Consider the following 22807-nt stretch of genomic DNA (forward strand, 5'->3'; position numbering starts at 1 on the left):
TTGCTTGAATTTCCTAGGCTTTCTCGGAATTGCCTGAGGTCAGGCCGGCGCCTTCCCAGGGGCCCGATCTATCGGCCTAGCTTGCAGCCACGGTCCAGGAAATCGCTGGCATGGCCGTTGTTGGCCGGCGCGAGAGCGACCGGCTCATCCACGACGACAAAGCCGCCGCCCGCGTAAGCGAGAAAGATGCCGCGGTCCTGCGTGTCGCCGGCGGTGCCCGCCGTTTCGCGATGCACCTCATCGAACGGATTGAAGGCCAGCACCGGCTGGTCCACCGGCACGCGCTTCGCCCGGACGCGCTTCCCCGCGAACGTGAACTCCCCCCATGCCGGCGAAATGCCGCTCTGGTTCAGAAACTTCTGAGCGGCGCCGCTGATGCAATCCAGATGGATATGGAGCTGGTCCTGGCTGCGCGAGCCCCGGGAATTCACGGCGAGGCCGATCAGCGTATCGGGCAGGGGCTTGCCGACCGCCTTCGCCACGATCTGGCGTTCTTCCCACCCGAAGGCCCAGCCGTTGGCGCGCGTGCCCGTCCAGACGCGCGCGTCTTCCACACCGCTGACGGAATGATCGGGAATCACGAGGTAGTGCGAGGCGCCGACGTAGTCCTTGTAGAGCACGAGGCCCCGGTCGCGATCGACCACGGCGCAGTCGGCGTGGCGCGGCGTGCCGTCCGTGAGGCAGCGCGCCTGCACGTTGCGCCAGAGACCGTTGCGGGTGAAACCGCCGACGGCATTCGGCGGCCACACGATCTCCGCGCTGGCCACGGCCGAAACGCAGGCCGCAATGATCGCGACGAACAAACCTCGCATCGGAAAACTCCTGGGTATGGGTGAGATGCCTGGGGCGCGGGCGCGCGCCTGACCCGGGAGAGTTACCAGAAGTTGTGTGGCATTTCTACCATAGGGCCGGACTGGCTATCTGGATTGCACGCCGCCCTGGTCCACCGCCGCACTGGCCAGCAGCACGAGATCGGCGATGGCCTTGCCGCCTGCCGAGATATGCGTCCGCATGGCCTCGGCGGCGACGTCGGCATGGCCCGCCAGCACCGCCTCCACCACATGCCCGTGCTCGCGGTGGGAGCTGGGCACGCGGGCGTCGTTGATCAGCCCCTTCTTCTGCCAGTAGATCGCCAGCCGGCGGCGCAACTGCACGATCTGCTCGGACAGGAACGGATTGGCTGCCGCCTGGTACAGCACGTCGTGGAATTTGCGATTGGCCTCGATATAGCCGGCGGTATCCCCGCGCTCGACGTGCTCGGCTGCCGCTTCGTGCGCATTGGCCAGCACTTTCTTGCCGGCCGCCGTAATGCGCTGGGTTGCCAGCCGCGCCACCACGCCCTCCATCTCGGCCAGCGTCTCGAACATCGCCACCAGTTCGGCGGCGGTCGGCTGGTGCACGAACATGCCAGCGCGCGGCACGATGGTCACCAGCCCCTGAGCGGCCAGCATCAGCAGCGCCTCGCGCACCGGCGTGCGCGAGCTCTCGAACGCGTCGGCCAGCGCCTTCTCGTCGATCTGTGCCCCCGGGGGCAGCGCGCCGGTCTGAATGGCCGACACCACGTTTTCTCGGATGCGATCCTGGAGTGATTGCACGGGTATACCCTCTTTTGTTCCGGATAGAAAATATCTGTAGGCTTCGTGAATATATCAAGACGACCGGGAGATATTTCGGAATGGATGATAACTCGCCTCTGCTCACTGTGGACGGCCCCATCGCCACCATCGCGCTACGCCGCCCCGAGGTGGCAAACCGGCTCAACCCAGGTGATCTGCGCGCCATACGGCATCACATCGAGGCGGTCAATGAGATGGAGCGCGTGCTGGTGCTCCGCTTCGTCAGCGCCGGCAAGTATTTCTGCAGCGGCTACGACATCGGCTCGCTGGCCGGCAAGGCCGACGAAGGCGCGCTGAATTTCGGCGAAGTCATGGACGTCATCGAAGCCGCCCGCCCGGTCACCATCGCCGCCATCAACGGCGGCGTCTACGGCGGCGCCACCGATCTTTGCCTGGCGTGCGACTTCCGCATCGGCGTGCCCGGCTGCGACATGTTTATGCCGGCCGCCCGCCTGGGCCTGCATTTCTATCGCGGCGGCATGGCGCGCTACGTCTCGCGGCTCGGCCTGAACGCCGCCAAGCGCCTGTTTCTGACCACTGACCGGATCGACGCCGCCACCATGCTGGACATCGGCTTCCTGACCGAGATGGTCGAGCCGGAGGCGCTCCACGCGCGGGTGGACCAGTTGTCCACCCAGCTTGCCGGCATGGCGCCCATCGCCCTGCTCGGCATGAAGCAGCACCTCAACGCGCTGGCGCGCGGCACGCTCGATGCCGACGCGCTGGCGCGGGACATCCATCGCTCGGAGATCTCGGCAGATCTCCGGGAAGGCGCGGCGGCGTGGAAGGAAAAGCGCCAGCCGGTATTCAGCGGCAAGTAGCGATACAGCTACCCGGAGGAGACACACACCATGAAAAAGACCCCCGTATCCACGCAGTCACTGGCCGCCCTGGCCACGTTGGCCCTCGTCGCCACCGCACTGCCTGCACAGGCTTCGCCGCAGACGGCGTACCCGACCAAACCCATCCGCCTCGTCATCGGCTTTCCCGCCGGCGGCGGCGCGGACAACACGGCACGGCTGTATGGCGATGCGCTGAGCCGCGAACTGGGCCAGCCCGTCATCGTCGACAACCGGCCCGGCGCGGGCACCACCATCGCCGCCGAGTTCGTCGCCAAGGCGCCGGCGGACGGCTACACGCTCTACATCGCCACGGCCAGCCTGATGGGCGGCGACAAGGTGCTCTACAAGAACATCAAGTACGAGCCGTCCGATTTCATCCCCATCACCCGGCTGGTGGCGGCGCCGATGATCCTGGCCGTGAACAAGGACATCGGCATCCGCAACGTGGCGGACCTCGTGGCGCAGGCCAAGGCGCACCCGGGCTCGCTGAACTATTCGTCCTCCGGCAACGGCGTCATCACGCATCTGGCCGGCGTCTACTTCACCAAGCTGGCCGGCGTGAAGATGACCCACGTGCCGTATAAGGGCGGCGCGCCGTCCGCGCAGGCCGTGGCCGCCGGCGACGTGCAGCTCACCTTCGGCACGGCGCCGTCCGTCAAGCCGATGATCGACACCGGCAAGATCGTGCCGATTGCCGTGACGTCCGCCCAGCGCTCGCCGGCCAACCCCCAGTTGCCGACCATCGCCGAAGGCGGCGTGAAGGGCTACGACCTGTCCGCGTGGTACGGCCTGTTCGCGCCCGCCAAGACGCCGCCCGAGATCATCGACAAGCTCTACGCGGCCACCGCCAAGGTCATGGCCAACCCCGAACTGAAGAAGAAATTCCTGATGCAGGGCGACGAAGTGGCGGTCTCCGCCTCGGTGGCCGAATTCCAGGAATACGCGGCGCGCGAAGGCCGGATCGGCGTGGACCTGGCGGTCTCCAGCGGCGCGAAGATCGATTGAATGACATGGAGCATGCAATGACAAACCCGGCCAATCCCACCCCCACGCCTCCGGCGGGCCAGAGCCTGCTGCCGCTGGCGGGCCTCACGGTGGTGGATCTCACGCGGGTGCTGTCCGGCCCCTACTGCACGATGATGCTGGCCGACCTTGGCGCCCGCGTCATCAAGATCGAGCACCCCAACGGCGGCGACGACTCGCGCCAGGTCGGCCCGTTCGTGGATGGCGAGTCGGCCTACTTCGCCTCCATCAACCGGAACAAGGAATCGATCGCGCTGGATCTAAAGCAGGCCGACGACCGCAAGGTGCTCGAAAAGATGCTGGAGTCGGCCGACGTGCTGATCGAGAACTTCCGCGCCGGCGTGATGGAGAAGCTCGGCTACACCTGGGCGACCCTGCACGCGCGCTACCCGCGCCTGGTGTTCGCGTCGATTTCCGGCTTCGGGCAGACCGGCCCCTATCGGAACCGCCCCGCCTACGACATGGTGGTGCAGGCCATGGGCGGCCTGATGAGCGTGACCGGCGAGGCCGGTGGCAACCCGGCGCGCGTGGGCGTATCGATTGGCGATATCGGCGCGGGGCTGTACGCCACCATCGGCATCCAGTCCGCGCTGCTCAAGCGCGCGGCCACGGGGCTGGGCGAACGCGTGGACATCTCGATGCTCGACTGCCAGGTGGCGCTGCTGGAGAACCCGATCGCACGCTACTCGGCCACGGGCGGCGTGCCGAAGCCGCTGGGCACACGGCATCCGTCGATCACCCCCTTCGACATGTTCGCCACGCGCGACGGCTTCATCGTCATCGCCGTGGGCAACGATGCGCTGTTCACCACACTTTGCGCGGCGCTGGGGCGCGAGGAATGGGCGCGCGACCCGCGCTTTGCCACGGTGCCGGCCCGCAACGAGCACCACGCCATCCTGAAAGACGCGCTGGAAGCCCGGCTGGCCGATGCCTCCACCGCGGAGTGGGAAGCTGCGCTGGAAGCCGCCGGGGTGCCGCATGGTCCACTCAACGGCGTGCCGGAGCTGGTCGAGAACGCGCACGTGGCGGCGCGCGGCATGCTGCTGGACATCGGCATCGGCGATGGCAAGGCGCTGCGCGTGGCCGGCAACCCGATCAAGATCGGCACGGCGGACGCGCTCTCTGGCGTGCGCAACCCGCCGGCGCTCGACCAGGACCGCGCCCGGCTGCTGGCCGAGTTCCGGGTGTAGGCCCCGCTAATCAGGGTTCGCGCGCGTAACTAACCGGCCTTGCCGTGACGGGCAAGGCTCGTAAATGACAGTTGCACAATCAAACAGAATGTCAGGTGCCTCGACGCTACAGTGGTCACTCCCATGCCTGTAGGCGTTTTAGGAGGTACACGAATGAAGCAACATCTGGCGAAATCCCTGTTGATGGCTGGTGCGATGATCGCGTCTTATCCGCTGCTGGCGCAGCAGACGCTGCCGGCCCAGCCGATGCAACCGGCGCAACAGGGTCAACCGCCGATGCAGTCGGCCGCGCCGTCCCCGGTGGGCGTGCAGCAAGGCGTGCCGCCTGCTGCACCCGACACCTATGCGCAAGGCTCCGGCCAGTCGGTCCAGTACGGCGTGCCGCCGTCGGCTGGCGCGCCCATCGCGGCAACCGTCACCCCCGCCCCCACCATGAGTCCGGCGATGGACCCGAGCGCGGCAGCGAACACCACCTTGCCGCCCGACGCACTAGGCTCGCGGCTCGGCCAGCGCAGCAGTTTCCTCGACGGGGCCTGATCCAGCCCGTTCAGCCCGGCACGCCGAGGCACCGCGCTGGTGCCCCGGCGTGCCAGCGCTCACCGCCGGAACCACAGCATCGACAAGGCGCAGGCCGCCACCAGCAACACCACCGACGCCGCCGCCAGCAGCGCGCTCACCTCGGTTTCCTTGCGCTCCATCGCAAAGCGGGCACTGAGCTGGCGATAAACCTGACTCAGGTCGGCCGCCGACCCGGCCTGGAAGTACTCCCCACCCGTCATCGTCGCCACCGCGCGCAGCGCCGGTTCATCGAGCTGCATGAAGTAAGACAGGTTCGATTCCCCCGCCGCGCCGCCCTGCGTCGACCCAAATCCCACGGTATAGACACGCACCCCGCGCTGGGCCGCCATGCGCGCGGCTTCCGCCGGGTCCGGGCCGGTGGTGCGGCGCCCATCACTCAGCAGGATCACCGCGCCGTGCCGGTACGAGCCCGGCTGCACCGCCTCCCGCTCCTGATCGCGCTTGCGCGCGGCATCGGCCGACGCGGCCTCGTCCAGCGAGCGCGGGCCGCGCCCGGGGCGGGCTGACATGCCATTGAACAGGATGTCCTCGAGATCGATGCCATCGTCGGGAAACAGCACCGCCAGCGCCTGGATCAGCCCGCTGCCGGTGGCCGTGCCACGCTGGAGCTGGAAGCGCTCGATGGCGTCCAGCATGTCCTGCCGGTTGTTGGTGGGCGGCAGCACCACCGTGGCAGTCGTGGCGAAGGACACGATGCCCAGGCGCACGCTGGCCGGCAGGCCGATGATGAGGTCCCGCGCCGCCTGCTGCGCGGCGCTGATGCGTGTGGGCGCCACGTCGGTGGCTTCCATGCTGCGCGAGGTGTCCATGGCAAGCACCAGCGTGACGGTGTCCGATGGCAGGGTGATGGTGGCGCTGGGGCGCGCGCAGGCCAGTAGCGCCAGGGCCAGCGCCACGAAGTACAGCAGGGGTGGAATATGGCGCCGCAGGCGTTGGCGCGTGCCAAGCGCGGCGCGGGGCAGCGTCAGGCTGGCATAAAGCAGCGCGGTCTTCTTACGCCGTGCCAGCAGATAGAGATAGGCCGCGGCCAGCAGCGGGAGCGCCAGCAGCAACCAGAGCATTTGCGGCCAGAGAAACTGCATGCCCTGCTCCTTGGCGCGTGAGTGAGAACGATGGTACTGTATTTTCCAACGGCGGGACGGGACCTCGGGAGCAGCAATGAAACGGGTGACGATCTACGGATGGCTCTCGGCGGCAGTCGCGCTCGTTTTCTCCTTGGGTGTGGGCTCCGCCTGGCTGATGCAGCCGGCCCCGCCGCGCGCACCCACGCAGGCAGACATCGACTCGGCCGTGCTCCATACGCTGCAAACCAAGAGCCTGCCGTCGCGCACGGCGCGCGCCGCAGAGGCGGTGCGCGAGTCGGTGGTGGAAGTCCGCAGCTACGCGCCCGGGGAAGACAAGGCGCAACCGGCACCGGCGGCGCCCAACAGCAAGCCGGCGCCATCCGCCAAGGCACACACCAAGCCGTCGCCGAAATCCTCGCCAAAATCCTCCGCACCTTCGCCCGCGCCGGCCCCCGCCCCGCCGCGTGACGAAATCGCCACGGAAGGCATGCCCGACCACAAGACCGAAGAGCGCCAGATCGGCACCGGCGTGGTCGTGACGGAAAGTGGCATCGTCATCACCAATCACCACGTCATTGCCGATGCCAGCCGCGTGGAAATCCGCTTCCACGACGGGCATGTCGCCGAGGCGTCCATCCTCCAGGCGATTCCGGAAAAGGACATCGCCATCCTGCAGGCCAAATCCATCCCCGACGACCTGCCGGCGGCCACGCTCGGCTCCAGCCGGGAGCTGGCGCCCGGCGCCGAAGTCGTGGCGGTGGGCTTTCCGTTCGGCATCGGCCCGTCCGTCTCCGCCGGCGTGGTGTCCGGGCTGGACCGCCAGTTCATCTCGCCGGACAACAAGCAGAAGCTGGACAAGCTGATCCAGTTCGACGCCGCCGCCAACCCGGGCAACTCGGGCGGGCCGCTGGTCAACATGAACGGCGAGGTGGTGGGCATCGTCACGGCCATCCTCAACCCCAACAAGGACGGCACTTTCCTCGGTATTGGCTTTGCCATCACCATCGAAAGTGCCGGCGCATCCATCGGATCTTCCCCCTTCTAGACGCGGAGGCCTATGAACGACGAAGCCCGGAGCGCTGCGGACAGCGCCAACCTGATGGAACGCCTGCTGTACGAGGTGAAGCGCGTGGTGGTGGGGCAGGACCACTTCCTGGAGCGGGTACTGGTGGCCGTGCTGGCTGGCGGGCACCTGCTGGTGGAAGGCGTGCCGGGCCTGGCCAAGACGCTGACCGTCAACACGCTCGCCCGCACCATGAGCGGCACGTTCAAGCGTATCCAGTTCACGCCGGACCTGCTGCCGGCGGACCTGGTCGGCACGCGCATGTACAACCAGGGCACCGGCGAGTTCTCCACCGTGCGCGGGCCGGTGTTCGCCAACCTGCTGCTGGCCGATGAAATCAATCGCGCCCCGGCCAAGGTGCAGAGCGCGCTGCTGGAAGTGATGCAGGAGAAGCAGGTCACCATCGCCGGGGAGACGCATCGCGTGCCGGCGCCCTTCCTCGTCATGGCCACCCAGAACCCGATCGAGACCGAGGGCACCTACCCGCTGCCCGAGGCGCAGGTGGACCGCTTCATGATGAAGGTGCTGGTGGGCTACCCGAGCGAAGAGGAGGAGGTTGTCATCGTCAATCGCGTGACCGGCCCGCGCATCCATGTCGGGGCGATTGCCACGCCGGAGCATCTGGTCGAATTGCAGGAAGCCTGCCGCAAGGTCTATGTCGACCCGGAACTGATCCAGTACGCGGTGCGCGTGGTGGCGGCCACCCGCAAGCCCGGCAACTACGATCTCGCCGACATGGATCGCTACGTGTCCTTCGGCGCCAGCCCCCGCGCCACCATCGGCCTGATCGAAGGCGCCCGCGCGCTGGCCTTCCTGCGCGGCCGGCACTATGCCGTGCCCGAGGACGTGGTGGATCTGGTGCCCGATGTCCTGCGCCACCGGCTGGCGCTCTCCTACGAGGCCATGTCCGATGGCGTGACGGCGGACCAGTTGATCGCACGCATCCTCAAGGCCCTGCCGGTGCCGGAACGGCCACTGGAAACCCATGCTCGGGCGGCTGTTCGGTAGGCGCCGGGCCGGCGCGGACGGCATTGCCGCCGCCGCCCCGCTCCCGCCGGTCCCCCCGCCTGCGGAGGCGCCGCTGGGCGGCCCGCGCGTCAGCCAGACCGAGGCGCTGGTGCGCCGCCTGGAATGGACCGTGGTGCGCCGGCTGGACGGCATGCTCCAGGGCGACTACCGTACCCTGTTCCGCGGCTTTGGGCTCGACCTGGCCGATCTGCGCGAATATCGTCCCGGCGACGATGTGCGCCACATCGACTGGAACGTGACCGCGCGGCTGCAGACGCCGCATGTGCGCGAGTTCCAGGAAGACCGCGAGGTGGCAGTCTGGTTCCTGCTGGACCTGAGCGGCTCGATCGACTTCGGCTCCGGCAGCGTGCGCAAGCGCGACCTGCTGAACGATTTCACCACCGTGCTGGCGCTGCTGCTGACGCGCTATGGCAACCGGGTAGGCGCGGTGTTCTACGGCGGCGCGGGCGAGATCGCCACCTCGGTGATCCCGGCGCGCGCGGGGCGCCGCCAGTTGCTGCACCTGCTCGACCGCATGCAGGCCACGCCCGCCGCTTCGCCGGGCGACACCCGGCTGCGCGACCTGCTCGAACGCGCGCGGTCCGTGGCGAAGCGCCGCTCCGTGATGTTCGTGGTCTCCGACTTCATCAGCGCGCCGGGCTGGCAGGCCTCGCTCGCCATGCTGGCCCGGCGCCACGAAATCGTCGCCGTGCGGCTGGTCGATCCGCTGGAAGTGGCCCTGCCTGATCTTGGGCTGGTGGTGCTGCAGGATGCCGAAACCGGCGAGCAGATGTTCGTCGACACCCATGACCCGGCCTTCCGCAAGCGCTTTGCGGCCGCCGCGGAGGCGCGCGAGGCGGAGTTGCGGCAGGGCTTCGCGCGGGCCGGCGTGGAGTGCCTGACCCTGTCGACCTACGCCCGGCTCGATCTGGCGCTGCTGCACTTCGCCCGGCAGCGACGCCATCGGCAAGGGGCCGCGAGCGGCGCGGGGGCAGCATGATCGATGCGATGAGCCGCCTGCCCCTCTTCAGTTTCCTGTGGCCTGAAATGCTGTGGCTGCTCGGCTTCGTGCTGGTGCTGGGGGCCGGCTATGTCTGGCTCGATGCGCGCCGGCGCCGCGCAGCGGTGCACTATCCCGCGCTGCGCAGCGTCGGCCTGACCACCACGGGCGGCGCCGGCTGGCGCCGGCACGTGTCGCCCGTGCTGGCGCTGCTGGCCCTGAGCGCGTTGATCTTCGCCATCGCCCGCCCGCAGGCCGTGCTGATGCTGCCGTCCCGCATCGATACCGTCATGCTGGTGATGGACCTGTCCGGCAGCATGCGCGCGCAGGACGTGAAGCCGAGCCGCATTCGCGCCGCCCAGCAGGCCGCCAAGGTGCTGCTGGACGCCCAGCCCTCGGGGGTCAAGGTGGGCGTGGTGGCGATGGCCGCCACGGCCGCCGTGGCGCACGCGCCCAGCCGCAACCGGGAAGACGTGGCCAGCGCCATCGACCGCCTGAAACCGCAGGGCGGCACGGCACTCGGCAACGGCCTGCTGATCGCGCTCACCACGCTGCTCCCGCAGGCCACCCCCGACGCGGCGCTCCTCATGGACGACGACATCCCCCCGCAGAAGACCGCCGATGCGCTGGGTAGCGACGGCGACAAGCGACCCGGCTCCTACGCCTCGGGCGCCATCGTCCTGTTCTCCGACGGCGAAAGCAACGCCGGCCCGGCGGTGGTCCAGGCCGCCCAACTCGCCGCCGCCCACGGCGTCCGCATCTACACGGTAGGCGTGGGCACGACGGACGGCGTGGTGCTCTCGGTGGACGGCTGGTCGGCCCGGGTCAAGCTCGACGAAAAGGTCCTGAAACAGGTGGCCGACGTGACCGGCGCCGAATACTTCCGCCTGGAAGATGCCAGCCAGCTCAAAAAGGTCTACCGCGCCCTCAGCGCCAAGCTGGCGTTCGACAAACGCAACCAGGTGGAAATCACCGCCTTCTTCGCCGCGCTGGGCGCCCTGCTGGCCGGCTGCGCCGGGTTGCTGTCGCTGTGGTGGTTTGGGAGGGTGTTGTAGGGCGCCGCCTGTGCAGCCGCCGCACAAATCCTGTGCGGCGCATGGCGTTGTAGTGCAGCGTGGCGGTACCTAGACTGGCGCCTCTTTCCTGAGGAGCCCTTCCATGAACTTCCATCTGCCACGCTATTTGCGCTTCGCTACCGTCGGGGTCTCGCTCGTCGTATCGGCCGCATCGACCGGCGCCGCCGGGGCGAACCCGCATCCGGGTATCCGCGCGATTCTCGGCGCCCAGCCCATCGACCATCTCGAGGCCAGCACCACCGCGCTGGTCATCATCGACTTCCAGAAGGAATACTTCTCCGGCCGGCTGCCCATCCCGGACGGCCGGCGTGCGCTGGCGCAGGCGCAGCGGCTGGTGGCGTTCGCGGATCAGGCGCGGATGCCGGTGTTCCAGGTGCAGCATGTGGCGCCGGCCGGCTCCGCCTTGTTTGCGGCCGATGGGGACACGGTGTCGTTCGAGCCGGGCATGCTGCGCCCTGCGGGGCGTTTCTCATTTGGCCGGACACATCGCGATACTTCATGGATCAGTTGCTTGCCATGCGCATCTTCTGCTGCATCGTCGAGACCAAGGGGTTCTCGGCGGCGGAGCGGCTCGACATGTCGCACTCCACCGTCTCGCGGCAGTTAAAGCAGCTCGAAGCCGCCATGGGCGTGCAGCTGCTGAACCGCACCACGCGCCGCTTCGCGCTGACCGCGGCGGGCGAGCGCTATCACCAGTACAGCCTCGACATCCCCGCGCGCCTGGACGCCATGACAGCGGCGATGACCGGCGAGCGCGAGCATCTCGCCGGGCCGCTGCGGGTGACAGTGCCGCTGGCCATCGGCACGCTGGAGCTGCCGGACTGGCTGCCGGCCTTCCAGGCAAGCTTTCCCGATTTCGCCCTGGACCTGTCGTGCAGCGACCAATTCGTGGATCTGGTGGCCGAGCGTTTCGACGTGGCACTGCGCATCAGCAGCACGCCGTTGGCCGACAGCACCAGCCACTACTACGCGCTGTACCCCCACACCCGACATCTCACGCCGCGTGCGCGTGCCTTCGTCGAATTCATGGCGGCGCACTATCGGATGGACGACCGGGCAGATTGAACCGGCTTACCGCGCCAGCCGCCTGAGCGTCTCGTCGGTGTCCCAGAGCGCGTTGGCGATGTAGCGGAAGTTGACCAGCGCCGCATGGTAGCCATCACCCTCGGGCAGCTTGGGGCCGGCCACGGCATCGCGCACCACCGCCACCTCGAAGCCGTGCTCGAGCAGGTCGCGCAGATGGGACTCCACGCACAGGTTGGCCGCCATGCCGGCGAGGATGACCTGATCCACCCGCTGCTTGCGCAACTGCAGGACCAGATCGTTGGCCTGCGGCCCATAGAGCTTGTGGGTCGAGCAGATGATGGTCTCGCCGTCCTCGATGTAAGGCTTCAGCTCGGGCATGAAGTCGGCGCCCGAGTCACGGAAGCCCTCCAGCGTCAGCGCGCCGGGGCGGTCGAACATGCCGACGGCATGCTGGAACATCTCCGCCGGTCCCGCCACCTTCCACTTGTGGTCGTGCGGAAAATAGTAGTGCGGAGAGATGGCGACGCAGATCCCGGCCTGCTTCGCCGCCGCGAACAGGCGGACGAGGTTGGGCACCAGGTTCTGCTCGGTCACGCTCTCCCCCACCACGCCCCAACTCCGCCCTTCGGGACTCATGAAATCGACCTGCGGGTCGATCACGACCAGCGCGGTACGCGCGAGGTCCAGCGTCAGGTCGGCGCTGGGCAGGCCCGGCTCGGCCGGGTCCTTGTAGGCAGGGTTGGCATTGCACATGGTGGGGGCCTTTCAGGTGAAGTTGCGCAGGTCAGCTGCGGATAAACGCCAGCAAATCGGCGTTGAATTTCTCCTTGTGGGTGTCGGTCAGGCCGTGCGGCGCGCCCGGGTAGACGATCAGCTTGGAGCCCTTGATCAGCTTCGCCGAGGCGCGGCCGGCGGCGTCGATCGGCACGATCTGGTCGTCGTCACCGTGGATGATCAGCGTCGGCTTGTCGATCTTCTTGAGGTCTTCGGTGAAATCGGTTTCTGAGAAGGCCTTGATCGAGTCCAGGGTGTTCTTGTGTCCGCCCTGCATCCCTTGCGCCCACCAGGCATCGATCAGCCCCTGGGACGGCTTGGCGCCCGGACGGTTGTAGCCGTAGAACGGGCCGGACGGCACGTCGCGATAGAACTGCGAGCGGTTGGCGAGCTGGGCCGCGCGCAGGCCGTCGAAGACCTCCACCGGCAGGCCGTTCGGGTTGGCCGGCGTCTTGACCATCACCGGGGGCACGGCCGAGACCAGGACGACCTTGGACACGCGACGCGTGCCGTGGCGGCCGAGGTAGCGCGCCACTTCGCCGCCGCCGGTGGAGAAGCCCACCAGGATGGCGTCGCGCAGGTCGAGGGTTTCGATCACCGTGGCGAGGTCGTCGGCATAGTGGTCCATGTCATTGCCCTCCCACGGCTGGCTCGACCGGCCATGGCCACGACGGTCATGCGCCACGGCGCGGAAGCCCGAGCTGGCTACCAGCAGCATCTGCGATTCCCAGCTATCGGAATGCAGCGGCCAGCCATGACTGAACACTACGGGCCGACCCGATCCCCAGTCCTTGTAGTAGAGCTGCGTGCCGTCGCGGGCGGTGATGTAGCTGCCGTGCGGCTTGCCCGCTGCCGAGGCGCTGGCCCCTTTGGCGGCCTGTGCGGCTTCGGCGCCGCCGGGAATGCTGGTGGCCACCAGCGCGGAGGCTGCGGCGGCGCTGCCGAGCAGCAGGTTACGACGTGACACGCGATTCGGGAGACTCTGATCGGAAGACATGGCGAAGATCCTTGTTTTGCTGCGAGGTTGAGAATCGGGGGTGAACGACAGTGCGCTTGTTGCTGGTTCCCATTGAACAACGAAAACACCCACAGGATTGGTGCCTCTCCGGCAACACCGTGCGCGCCGGCGGGGCACTACCGGCGTGCGGGGCCGACCGCTACTTTGGTATCAGGCAACCGGCCTGTCGTCGGGGCCGATGTTCAGCCCCGGCCATGTCGTCCGGGCGAAGGTTGCGGAGAAGCAATGATGGCGAAGCCAAAGACGCGTACCGTGCCGGCCTGGGTATGCCTTGGCGTGTTGGGCGCAGCGGTATTCCTGCCGGGCTGCGCCAGCATGAAGGGGCTCAAGACCCAAGCTACGGTCGATGACCCCAACCGCCTGGCCGCCACCGCATCGCTCGCCGACACGCCCCTGTCGCCGGCCGCCTGGCCGGACCGCGCATGGTGGGAAGGCTTCGGTGATCCGCAGCTCACCGCGCTCGTGAAAACGGCACTGGCCGGGCAACCCACGCTGCGCATCGCCGCCGCGCGGGTGCGCCAGGCCGATGCGCTCGCCGGCCGCTCCGAAGCCGCCCTGTATCCGCAGGTCAACCTGGACGCCCGGACCACGCGCCAGCGCTTCAGCGAGAACGGCCTTGTGCCACCCCCGCTCGGCGGCAGCTGGAAATGGGCCAGTGACGTGCAGCTCGGTCTCGGCTACGAACTCGACTTCTGGGGCAAGAACCGCGCCGCGTTCGACGCCGCGCTGGACCGCGTGCGCGCCGCCGAGGTCGACTACCACGCAGCGGAACTGATGCTGACCACCTCCGTCGTGCGCACCTACCTGCGGCTCGATGCCGCCTACGCCCAGCGCGCGCTGACCGAGCAGACCTACCGCCAGCGCCAGAACACGTTCGACCTGACACGCCGGCGCGTGGATGCGCAACTCGACTCGGCCTTCGACATGAAGCAGGCCGAAGCCGCCCTCCCCGCCACGCGCGAGCGCCTTGCCGCCATCAACGAGATCATCGCGCTGACCCAGAACCAGCTCGCGGCACTGGCGGGCAAGGGGCCGGATGCCGGCGCCGACATCCGCCCCCCGCAACTGCGCGACCGCTACGCGGCGGCGGTGCCGGCCACCCTGCCGGCCGAACTGATCGGCCGCCGGCCGGATGTGGTGGCGCAGCGCTGGCGCGTGGAAGCGGCGAGCCACGACATCCGCGCCGCCAAGGCCGAGTTCTATCCGAACATCAGCCTGAACGCCTTTGCCGGGCTGTCCAGCCTGAGCCTGTCCGACTTCTTTACCGCGGGCAGCCGCACCCTTGGCATCGGCCCGGCGCTATCGTTGCCGATTTTCGACGGGGGCCGGCTGCGCGCCAACCTCGGCGTCAGGCAGGCCGAGTACGACGCCGCAACAGAGCAGTACAACGCCACGCTGATTACCGCGCTGCACGATGTGGTCAACCAGCTGGTGTCCCTGCGCTGGCATGCCGAGCGCGCCGACGAGCAGCAACAGGCGCTGCGACTGACGCAGGAAGCCTATGACATGGCCGTGTCGCGCTATCGCAGCGGCGTGGGCAACTATCTGCAGGTGCTGTCGGCCGAGGGCCAGGTCCTGCAACAGAAGCAATTGCTGATCGACCTTGAAACCCAGGAGCGTACGTTGCACCTCGAACTGATCCGCGCGCTGGGCGGCGGGTATGACACCGCGACAGCGCCGGCCCAAGGCGCCGGTGCGGCCACCCGGAGCGCATCATGAATCCCGCCAGCCAGCCCACGCCCGCGCAAGCCACCGCCGCGCCGCCCGTCGATCTCCGTCCGGCACGGCGCCGGCGCATCGCCGGTGGCGTCCTGCTCGTCCTCCTGCTTGCTGGCGCGGCCGGCTACTGGCTGCAATACGGCCGGGACCAGGTTTCCACCGAAGATGCCTATGTCGAAGGCAACGTGGTGCAGGTCACGCCGCAGGTCAGCGGCGTGGTCACCGCGATCCTCGCCGACAACACGGATCTGGTCGCCTCGGGCGTGACGCTGGTCGAACTCAATGGCGTGGATGCCCAGCTGGCGCTGGCGGCCGCGCAGGCCCAGCTCGCCCGCACGGTGCGGCAGGTGCGCGGGCAGTTTGCCGCCGTCGGCCAGGATCGCGCCAATGTGGAACTGCGCACGGTCGACTTGGCGCGGGAGCAGGAGAACATGACGCGGCGCTCGGCGCTGGTCGCCAGCGGGGCGATCTCGGGCGAAGAACTGATCCATGCGCGCCATGCTGTACGCGCCGCACAGGCCGCCCTGACCATGGCCAGCGAGCAGCTCAAGCGCAACCAGGCGCTGGTCGAGCGGACGTCGGTGGGGTCTCACCCCGATGTGCTCGCCGCCGCCGCGCAGGTGCGCAATGCCAGCATCGCCCTCTCGCGCACGCGCATCCTGGCGCCGGTGGGGGGCGTGGTGACCAAGCGCTCGGTGCAGGTGGGGCAGCGCGTCAGCCCGGGCGTGTCGATGATGTCCGTGGTGCCGCTGGATCACCTGTGGGTCACGGCCAACCTGAAGGAGTCGCAGTTGCGCGATATCCGCCTCGGCCAGCCGGTGACGCTGACCACCGACCTGTACGGCCGGCGGGTGGTGTACCACGGCCGGGTCATCGGGCAGGACGCCGGCACCGGCAGCGCGTTTGCGCTGCTGCCGGCGCAGAACGCCACCGGCAACTGGATCAAGGTGGTGCAGCGTGTGCCGGTGCGCATCGCGCTGGACCCGGCGGAAGTGACGGCCCACCCGCTACAGATCGGCTTGTCGATGAAGGTCGCCGTCGATACGCGCGCCCGGGACGGCAAGCGGCTGGTGGCCATCGACGCCTCCAGCCAGAACTACCGCACCACGGTGTTCGCGGACGAACTGGCGCGCGCCGAAGCGCACGTGCGCCGCATCATCGACGACAACTCCTAGGCGCGCCATGACCTCCGCCATGACCTCCGCCATGCCTTCCGCGCCTCCCCGACGTCTCCTGCTGACGATAGGCGCGCTGACCACGATCGACTTCCTCCAGAACGGCATGGTGGCCTTCTCCGCCGCGCCGATCATGGGCGAGATCGGCGCGAGCCCGGACCAGTACAGCACCGTTGCGGCGGCCTACGCCAGCGTGGCGGTGGTGGTGATCGCGCTGCAGCGCTGGATCGTGGAGCGCGTGGGATGGCGGCGCTACGTCCAGGGGTCGCTGGCGGCGGCGGCGCTGGGGGCGCTCCTGTGCGCCCATGCCGACAGCTACGAGACCTTCCTGGTCGCCCGCATGGTCATGGCGCTCGGCTGTGCCGGCATGGTGACGTCGTCGCGGCTGACCGTGAACCTGATCCCGCCCAGCCCGGCGCGATTCTTCGGCATCAAGGCGCTGGCGTCCGGCGTGTGCTGCGGCATGGCGCTGGCACCCTGGCTGGCCTCCGCCATCGTCAGCGCGGACCGCTGGCCGCTGATCTTCTGGCTGGTGGCCGGGTGCACGCTGGCGCTGCTCCCGGCCACCAGCGTCCTGCCGGAGGCCACGGCGCCGCCCACGCAACGCTCGGATGCCCATCCACTGCGCCTCGCCGCGCTGGCCGTGGGCAGCTTCCTGGTCCTGTATGTGCTGCAGCGTTCCTACTACGATTTCTACGCGGACCGGCTCTGGCTGGTGATCGGCGCCATCGCGGGCGGCACCGCCCTGCTCGGCTTCATCTGGACGGAGTCCCGCAGCGAACGTCCGCTGCTGCGGCTGCGCCATCTGGTCGAGCCGCGCTACCTGTGCGGGCTGGCGCTGTTCACGTTCTGCTACGTCACGCTGGGCGCGAATGGCTACCTGCTGCCCATTGTCCTGCAGCGCTCGCTCGGGCATGCCTGGTCCACCGCCGGGCAGTTCTATGCGATGGGGTTGTCGGCGGGCGTGCTCACCTGGCTGACCGTCTCGCGCCTGCTGCCGCGCTGGCCCAGTCCGCGCAAGTACTTCGTCGCCGGCTTTCTGTCGCTGGCCATCTCGGCCTGGATGATGAGCCGGATGCCACCCGCGCCCGACCTGTGGGGCCACGTGCTGCCGGCGCTCGCGTTCTACGGGGTCTTCATCATGATCCTGATGCCGGTGACGGCCATGCAGACTTTCAGCGGCGTGGCGCACGACGAGTCCGTGTTCTCCAACGCGCAGCAGACCAAGAACATGCTCGGCCAGCTCGGCCAGGCGCTGGGCGTGACCATCGCCACGGTGGGCCAGCAATGGCTGACCACGCGGCACTACAGCACGCTGCATGACACCATCCACCTCAACAGCCCGCAGTTCCAGGACGCCCACGCGCGCTTCACGGCGGCGATTGCCGCGTCGTCCGATCCGGTGCGCGCCGCCGAACTCGCCACGGCGCAGATCGCCCAGGTGCTCGCGCAGCAATCCGCCCTGCTGGCCAATCTCGACCACTTCCGCGCGCTCGCCGTGGTGGCCGTGCTGGCCATCGTCGTGAGCCTGACCCAGAAGGTGATCCGCTGAGCGCCCGGCTTGCTGGCCTCGGCGCACGCCCTTCCCATTGACTGACGCATCAGATACATTGACGGCTCCTGGCTTTTCCGAGGCGCCGTGAAACACTACAACCGCGAGAACTTCCGATTGACGCAGAGCGTTGGCTTCCATCTGAACAAGGCCCGCAACGGGCTGCTGATGGAGATCGACGCGGCGCTCCGTCCGCTGGACATCACCGGCCAGCAGATGGGCATCCTGCTGTCGCTCACGCAGGGCGCGGCCAGCACGCCGCTGGAGATCAGCAAGCTGCTGGAGATCGACACCGGCCTGATGACGCGCATGCTCGACAAGCTGGAGAGCAAGGGCATGCTGCAGCGGCAGCGGAGCGAGGCAGACCGGCGCGTGGTGAACCTGATCGTGACCGACAAGGGCCGGGACGTGGCCAGCCGCGTGCCTGACATCGCCCCGGATGTGCTGAACCACCGCCTGCGCCATTTCTCGCGGGAGGAGTTCAGCGAGTTCCTGCGCCTGCTGCACAAATTCTCCGAAGCCGCCTGAGCAGCAAGGGGTGGCCCTCAGTGGGCCGCCGCAGCAGCGCTCGACATCTTGCCCTTCGCAGGCCGGGTCAGCCAGATCAACGGGATGATGGCGACGAAGATCACCGCCGAGACCCAGAAGATATCGTTGAGCCCGAGCATGATCGCCTGCGCATTCATCCCCCGTTCGAAGAACGCCACGGCCTGGTCCGGCGACAGATGCATGGCCGTCTGGATCGACTCGAGCGCGGTCGTATAGAGCGGATTGCCCGGGCCGGCCTGTTCCGCGAGCCGGGCGTGGTGGAGCACCGCGCGATCGTTCCACACCGTGGTGGCCAGCGACGTGCCGGCCGCGCCGAAGAAGACCCGCACGAAGTTCGACAAACCAGCCGCAGCCGGAATCTTCTCCGGCGGCAGGCCGGAGAGGATGATGGCCGTCAGCGGCACGAAGAACAGCGCCATCGGAATGCCCTGCAGCAGCGTGGGCAGCACCAGCGTGAAGGTATCCACGCCGGTCGTGTATTGCGAGCGCATGAAGAACACGGCGGCAAAGCCCAGGAACGCCAGCGTCGCCAGCACACGCAACTCGGCCTTCGGCAGCAGCTTGCCGACCACCGGCGCCAGCAGCACGGCAAAGATGCCCAGCGGCGCCGTGACGAGACCCGCGTTGACCGCCGGATACGCCAGGTACTGCTGCATCCACTGGGGCAGCACCACGAGGTTGGCGAAGAACAAGGCAAAGCCCACCGAGATCGCCGCCGTGCCCGCCAGGAAGTTGCGGCCCTTGAACAGGCGCAGGTCGATGATCGGGTCAGGCTCGGTCAGCTCCCAGATCACGAAGAAGACGAAGCTGAGCAGCGCCACCACCCCAAGGCCGATGATCACGGGCGAGGCGAACCAATCGAGATCCTTGCCCTTGTCGAGCATGATCTGCAGCGACGCCACCCAGGTAATCAGCGAGGCCAGGCCAACCGTGTCGATCGGCAGCTTGCGCACCGGTGATTCGCGGTCGCGATAGACCGCCCAGGTCACGGCGGCGGCGAACAGCCCCACCGGCACGTTGATGTAGAAGATCCACGCCCAGGAGTAGCTGTCGGTCATCCATCCGCCCAGCGCCGGGCCGGCAATCGGCCCCACGGTGGCCGTCATGGCCCACAGCGCCAGCGCCTGCGAACTCTTCTCCTTCGGAAAGGAGCCGAGCAGGATGGCCTGCGACAGCGGAATCAGCGGCCCGGCCACCGCGCCCTGCAGGATGCGTGCGGCCAGCAGCGCGGTCAGGTTCGGCGCGATGCCGCACAGCCATGACGCCAGCACGAACAGCAGCAGCGAGCCGACGAACAGCCGGATCTGCCCCACGCGCTGCGTGAGCCAGCCGGTCAGCGGAATGGCCACGGCGTTGGCGGCGGCGAACAGCGTGATGACCCACGTGCCTTCATGGACGGACACGCCGAGGTTGCCGGAGATGGTCGGAATCGCCACGTTGGCGATCGACGAATCCAGCACGTTCATAAAGGTGGCGAGCGCCACGGCAAAGCTGCCCAGCACCAGCCTGCCGCCGGTGAGCGGCGGGGGCGGCTGGAAGGGGGTCGCGGTAGACATGATGCGGCTCCGGTTGCGGTGATGGCTGGGGGATGGCTGGGTTACGACGCGGTGCGCGCGGGGGTCTCACGCTTGCGCGCCGCGCTTTGCTCGCCGCCCTGCCCCCGGTTGCGCGCGATGATGCGGTCGATCTCGGCATCCGCTTCGGCGCCGTACTGCCGGAACACGTCCGTGCTGTACGTGGTGCGGACCGGGGCGGCGTTGCGCGTGGGGTTGCGTGTGGCGTCGAGGGCATCGCCACGCGCCTTGGTTTCCACATCCACCTGCATCGACAGCCCGATCTGCAGCGGATGGGCGCGCAGCTCGGCCGGGTCGAGCGCGATCCGCACCGGCAGGCGCTGCACCACCTTGATCCAGTTCCCCGTGGCGTTCTGCGCCGGCAGGGCCGAGAACGCGCTGCCGGTGCCGGCCGAGAAGCCGACCACCTTGCCGTGGTACGTCACCGTGCTGCCGTAGAGGTCGGCATGCAGTGCCACCGGCTGGCCGATGCGGATGTGCTTGAGCTGGACTTCCTTGAAGTTGGCATCCACCCAGACGCCGTCCAGCGGCACGATGGCCATCAGCGGATTGCCCGGCGCCACCCGCTGCCCCACCTGCACGGAGCGGCGCGCCACATAGCCGGTGACCGGCGCCGGCAGCGTATTGCGGGCATTGGCGAGGTAGGCGTCGCGCACGCGTGCGGCGGCGGCCTCCACGCTGGGGTGGTCGGCCACGGCGGCCCCGTCGGTCAGGGCATGGTTCGAGGCGAGTTGCTGGCGGGCCGTCTCCAGCGCGGCTTCGGCGGACTTGACTGCATCGCGGGCATGGGCGATGTCCTCGACCGCCACAGCGCCGCTCTCGGAGACGGCGGTGCGTCGGCGCAGATCGTCACGCACGCGCGCCACATCGGCCTCCCGCTGCCGCACGGTGGCGGCCAGCACATCGTTGTTGATATAGAGCGCGCTCACCTGCCGCACGGTCTGGCCCAGCGCGGCCTCGGCGTTGGCCAGCGCAATGCGGGTATCGGCAGGGTCCAGCGTCACGACCGGCTCGCCGGCCCGCACGACCTGCGTGTCGTCGGCGTTGACCGACACCACGGTGCCGCTCACCTGGGGCGTCAGTTGCACGAGGTTGCCGTTCACGTAGGCATCGTCGGTGTGTTCGTGGAACCGGGCCACCCCGTAGTAGTAGGCGCCATAGCCTGCGGCGGCCAGGAGCGTGGTCAAACCCAGCAGCGCCAGCAGGCGCTTGCGGGAAGACTTCGGCGCGGTGGCGGACGGCTTGTCAGCGGAGGAAGGAGTCGAGGTCATGAGAGGGTCTGTTATCGAAGGAAGGGGGGCGATCAGCGGACCGCCGCTGTCTGTTGGGTGTGGGCGGCGGTCTCGGCGGTCTGGGCGGTCTGGGCGGTCTCGGTGTACCCACCGCCAAGCGCGGTAGCCAGCGCGATCTGCCGGTCGCGGCGTTGCATGCGCAGGTTGGTCACCACCTGGCTGCTGGCCAGCGCCGTGGTCTGGGCGTTGAGCACGGTCAACTGCGTGGTCAGGCCGCCCTGGTACTGGGCCATCGCCAGCCGGAGCGCGCGCTGCGCGGCCTCGTCGGACCGCGTGGCGTTGACCAACTGCGCGTCCACCGCGCGGATATCGGCCAGTTGCGTGGCCACATCGGTCAGCGCCTGGATCAGCGTGTCGTTGTAGTTCGCCACCGCGAAGTCGAACTCGGCATAGCGCCCCTTGAGCTGCGCACGCAGCGCGCCGCCGTCGAAGATCGGCAGATGGATGGCCGGCCCGGCCGATGCCGTGCGGCTCGCCGCGCGCAGGAAGCGGCCCCAGCCAAAGGCATCGAGGCCGATGGCCGCGCTCAGGTTGATATCCGGATAGAACTCGGCCTTGGCCACCTTGATGTCGTGCGTGGTGGCCTCCACGCGCCAGCGCGCGGCCACGATGTCCGGGCGGCGCGAGACGAGGTCGGCGGGCAGGTTGGCCGGCAGATGGATCTCGTCGCCCACGCCAAGCTTGGGACGTGCGATGGCCAGGCCGCGATCCGGCCCCTGCCCGAGCAGCGCGCCCAGTTGATAGCGGGTGCGCTGGATATTGCCTTCCAGCGCGGAGACACTGACTTGCGCGGCGGCCAGATTGGCCTCGGCAGTGCGCAGCTCGACTTCGGTATCGAGCCCCATCTTCACCCGGCCCCGCGCCACGCGCAGCACTTCGGTGCGCTGGCCGACTTCGTCGCGCGCAATGTCGAGCAGGGCGTAGAGGCGCCCCAGCTCGTTGTAGCTGCGGGCGATGGCGCTCGTCAGCGTCAGGCGCACCTGCTCGGCTTCGGCCTCGCTGGCGTGCACCGTCGACACGGCCGACCGCAACGCCTCACGGTTCTTGCCCCACAGGTCCAGCTCGTAGCTGGCGCCGAGGAAGGCCTTGTTTTCCGATTGCCAGCTGCCGGCGAACGCGGGCGGGATAAAGGTGCTTTCGGTCAGGCGCTGGCGCGTCCAGCTATAGCCGGCCCCCACCTGCGGCAGCGTATTGGCGTTGGCGGTTTCGCTGAACGCCACCGCCGCCGCCACGCGGGCGCGGGCCTTGTCGAGTGTCGGGCTGTCTTTCAACGCCTCCGCGATCAACGCCTTGAGTTGCGCATCCCCGAACTGGTCGGCCCAATCCGCCGCGGGCCATCGGCCCTGCTCCGCCGGAAGGCTCTGCGTGGTGGCGTATTGGCCGGGCTGCGCCATCTGGCGGTCGCTTCGGATGCCGGCGTAGTTCGCACAGCCCGCCAGCACCGCGACCACGAGGGTCGACAGCACTGGCCTGGCCAGGCGACTCACCCCGCGCGGCATTCCCTTAGATTGCTCGAACATTATCTGACCTGTCAGTTAATCATGCAAAAAAGTGGCGCAGCGTGGGCTTTTCGTACAATTTGGCCGTGCTGCGCGTTATTTGCCTGAACAATAATTGACAGGTCAGCAAAAAACAAGCCTTAATTGGACTTTGTGCGTGCATGGTGA

At 68.4% G+C, this 22807-nt stretch carries 22 protein-coding genes; 14 read left to right on the top strand and 8 right to left on the bottom strand.

Annotated features, from left to right (window positions below; all coding sequences use genetic code 11):
* Nucleotides 1-68: 68 nt before the first annotated feature.
* The gene (locus AC1DP9_RS12835; RefSeq protein ID WP_477107554.1) at nucleotides 69-812 is read right to left on the bottom strand and encodes a CDP-diacylglycerol diphosphatase; all 744 of its coding nucleotides are present in this window, start codon (nucleotides 810-812) and stop codon (nucleotides 69-71) included.
* A 105-nt stretch (nucleotides 813-917) separates the two neighbouring features.
* A complete protein-coding gene (locus AC1DP9_RS12840) occupies nucleotides 918-1595 on the bottom strand; it encodes a GntR family transcriptional regulator (RefSeq protein WP_092295149.1) in 678 nt (225 codons plus the stop codon).
* Nucleotides 1596-1675: 80 nt separating this feature from the next.
* Between AC1DP9_RS12840 and AC1DP9_RS12845 the strand changes: the two genes are divergently transcribed.
* From AC1DP9_RS12845 to AC1DP9_RS12860, 4 genes are all read left to right on the top strand, one after another.
* Nucleotides 1676-2437: an enoyl-CoA hydratase/isomerase family protein gene (locus tag AC1DP9_RS12845; RefSeq protein WP_477107555.1), complete on the top strand. Its 762-nt coding sequence runs from the start codon at nucleotides 1676-1678 to the stop codon at nucleotides 2435-2437.
* A 30-nt stretch (nucleotides 2438-2467) separates the two neighbouring features.
* Nucleotides 2468-3463: a tripartite tricarboxylate transporter substrate binding protein gene (locus AC1DP9_RS12850; RefSeq protein WP_092295153.1), complete on the top strand. Its 996-nt coding sequence runs from the start codon at nucleotides 2468-2470 to the stop codon at nucleotides 3461-3463.
* 17 nt (nucleotides 3464-3480) lie between these two features.
* Nucleotides 3481-4671, top strand: a complete 1191-nt coding sequence (locus AC1DP9_RS12855) for a CaiB/BaiF CoA transferase family protein (RefSeq protein ID WP_477107556.1) — start codon at nucleotides 3481-3483, stop codon at nucleotides 4669-4671.
* A gap of 153 nt (nucleotides 4672-4824) precedes the next feature.
* Nucleotides 4825-5208, top strand: coding sequence for a hypothetical protein (locus AC1DP9_RS12860; RefSeq protein WP_477107557.1), 384 nt, complete (start codon nucleotides 4825-4827; stop codon nucleotides 5206-5208).
* Nucleotides 5209-5267: 59 nt separating this feature from the next.
* Here AC1DP9_RS12860 and AC1DP9_RS12865 read toward each other — a convergent pair whose 3' ends face one another.
* Complete coding sequence (locus tag AC1DP9_RS12865) at nucleotides 5268-6332, bottom strand: VWA domain-containing protein (protein ID WP_092295159.1); 1065 nt, start codon at nucleotides 6330-6332, stop codon at nucleotides 5268-5270.
* A 76-nt stretch (nucleotides 6333-6408) separates the two neighbouring features.
* Between AC1DP9_RS12865 and AC1DP9_RS12870 the strand changes: the two genes are divergently transcribed.
* The 6 genes from AC1DP9_RS12870 to AC1DP9_RS12895 all read left to right on the top strand — a co-directional run bounded on the left by AC1DP9_RS12870 (nucleotide 6409) and on the right by AC1DP9_RS12895 (nucleotide 11526).
* On the top strand, nucleotides 6409-7359 hold the full coding sequence (locus tag AC1DP9_RS12870; RefSeq protein WP_477107558.1) for a S1C family serine protease: 951 nt from the start codon (nucleotides 6409-6411) through the stop codon (nucleotides 7357-7359).
* A gap of 12 nt (nucleotides 7360-7371) precedes the next feature.
* Nucleotides 7372-8385, top strand: coding sequence for an AAA family ATPase (locus AC1DP9_RS12875; protein ID WP_441645765.1), 1014 nt, complete (start codon nucleotides 7372-7374; stop codon nucleotides 8383-8385).
* Nucleotides 8363-9385, top strand: coding sequence for a DUF58 domain-containing protein (locus tag AC1DP9_RS12880; RefSeq protein WP_477107559.1), 1023 nt, complete (start codon nucleotides 8363-8365; stop codon nucleotides 9383-9385). Before AC1DP9_RS12875 ends, AC1DP9_RS12880 begins: the two co-directional genes overlap by 23 nt.
* Entirely contained in the window at nucleotides 9382-10440 is a 1059-nt protein-coding gene (locus tag AC1DP9_RS12885) for a VWA domain-containing protein (protein WP_477107560.1), read from the top strand. Before AC1DP9_RS12880 ends, AC1DP9_RS12885 begins: the two co-directional genes overlap by 4 nt.
* Nucleotides 10441-10543: 103 nt before the next feature.
* Nucleotides 10544-11068 (top strand): isochorismatase family protein, encoded by a 525-nt coding sequence (locus AC1DP9_RS12890; RefSeq protein ID WP_477107561.1) that lies wholly within the window; start codon nucleotides 10544-10546, stop codon nucleotides 11066-11068.
* Nucleotides 10960-11526: a LysR family transcriptional regulator gene (locus AC1DP9_RS12895; protein WP_477107562.1), complete on the top strand. Its 567-nt coding sequence runs from the start codon at nucleotides 10960-10962 to the stop codon at nucleotides 11524-11526. The genes AC1DP9_RS12890 and AC1DP9_RS12895 overlap by 109 nt, the downstream gene beginning before the upstream one ends.
* A 6-nt stretch (nucleotides 11527-11532) precedes the next feature.
* Here the strand turns inward: AC1DP9_RS12895 and AC1DP9_RS12900 are convergent, their stop codons facing one another.
* Together AC1DP9_RS12900 and AC1DP9_RS12905 are read right to left on the bottom strand one after the other, a co-directional pair.
* Nucleotides 11533-12240 carry a cysteine hydrolase family protein gene (locus tag AC1DP9_RS12900; RefSeq protein WP_477107563.1) on the bottom strand — a complete coding sequence of 236 codons (708 nt, stop codon included), beginning with the start codon at nucleotides 12238-12240 and terminating at the stop codon, nucleotides 11533-11535.
* A gap of 31 nt (nucleotides 12241-12271) precedes the next feature.
* Nucleotides 12272-13258 (bottom strand): alpha/beta fold hydrolase, encoded by a 987-nt coding sequence (locus AC1DP9_RS12905; RefSeq protein ID WP_092295178.1) that lies wholly within the window; start codon nucleotides 13256-13258, stop codon nucleotides 12272-12274.
* 246 nt (nucleotides 13259-13504) lie between these two features.
* Here AC1DP9_RS12905 and AC1DP9_RS12910 point away from each other — a divergent pair, with 246 nt between their 5' ends.
* The 4 genes from AC1DP9_RS12910 to AC1DP9_RS12925 all read left to right on the top strand — a co-directional run bounded on the left by AC1DP9_RS12910 (nucleotide 13505) and on the right by AC1DP9_RS12925 (nucleotide 18253).
* A complete protein-coding gene (locus AC1DP9_RS12910; RefSeq protein ID WP_477107564.1) occupies nucleotides 13505-14998 on the top strand; it encodes an efflux transporter outer membrane subunit in 1494 nt (497 codons plus the stop codon).
* Entirely contained in the window at nucleotides 14995-16173 is a 1179-nt protein-coding gene (locus AC1DP9_RS12915; RefSeq protein WP_092295182.1) for an HlyD/EmrA/EmrK family protein, read from the top strand. The genes AC1DP9_RS12910 and AC1DP9_RS12915 overlap by 4 nt, the downstream gene beginning before the upstream one ends.
* Before the next feature lie 7 nt (nucleotides 16174-16180).
* On the top strand, nucleotides 16181-17725 hold the full coding sequence (locus tag AC1DP9_RS12920; protein ID WP_477107565.1) for an MFS transporter: 1545 nt from the start codon (nucleotides 16181-16183) through the stop codon (nucleotides 17723-17725).
* An 87-nt stretch (nucleotides 17726-17812) separates the two neighbouring features.
* Nucleotides 17813-18253 (top strand): MarR family winged helix-turn-helix transcriptional regulator, encoded by a 441-nt coding sequence (locus tag AC1DP9_RS12925; protein ID WP_092295184.1) that lies wholly within the window; start codon nucleotides 17813-17815, stop codon nucleotides 18251-18253.
* Between the two features lie 17 nt (nucleotides 18254-18270).
* Here the strand turns inward: AC1DP9_RS12925 and AC1DP9_RS12930 are convergent, their stop codons facing one another.
* Genes AC1DP9_RS12930 through AC1DP9_RS12940 form a run of 3 tightly spaced genes read right to left on the bottom strand, consistent with a single transcriptional unit; the run spans nucleotide 18271 to nucleotide 22639 of the window.
* Nucleotides 18271-19830: a DHA2 family efflux MFS transporter permease subunit gene (locus tag AC1DP9_RS12930; protein WP_477107566.1), complete on the bottom strand. Its 1560-nt coding sequence runs from the start codon at nucleotides 19828-19830 to the stop codon at nucleotides 18271-18273.
* A 41-nt stretch (nucleotides 19831-19871) separates the two neighbouring features.
* Nucleotides 19872-21119 (bottom strand): HlyD/EmrA/EmrK family protein, encoded by a 1248-nt coding sequence (locus AC1DP9_RS12935; protein WP_092295190.1) that lies wholly within the window; start codon nucleotides 21117-21119, stop codon nucleotides 19872-19874.
* Nucleotides 21120-21151: 32 nt separating this feature from the next.
* Complete coding sequence (locus AC1DP9_RS12940) at nucleotides 21152-22639, bottom strand: efflux transporter outer membrane subunit (protein ID WP_477107660.1); 1488 nt, start codon at nucleotides 22637-22639, stop codon at nucleotides 21152-21154.
* Nucleotides 22640-22807: the final 168 nt, after the last annotated feature.

This window comes from Cupriavidus sp. 01L43 (assembly GCF_056399925.1).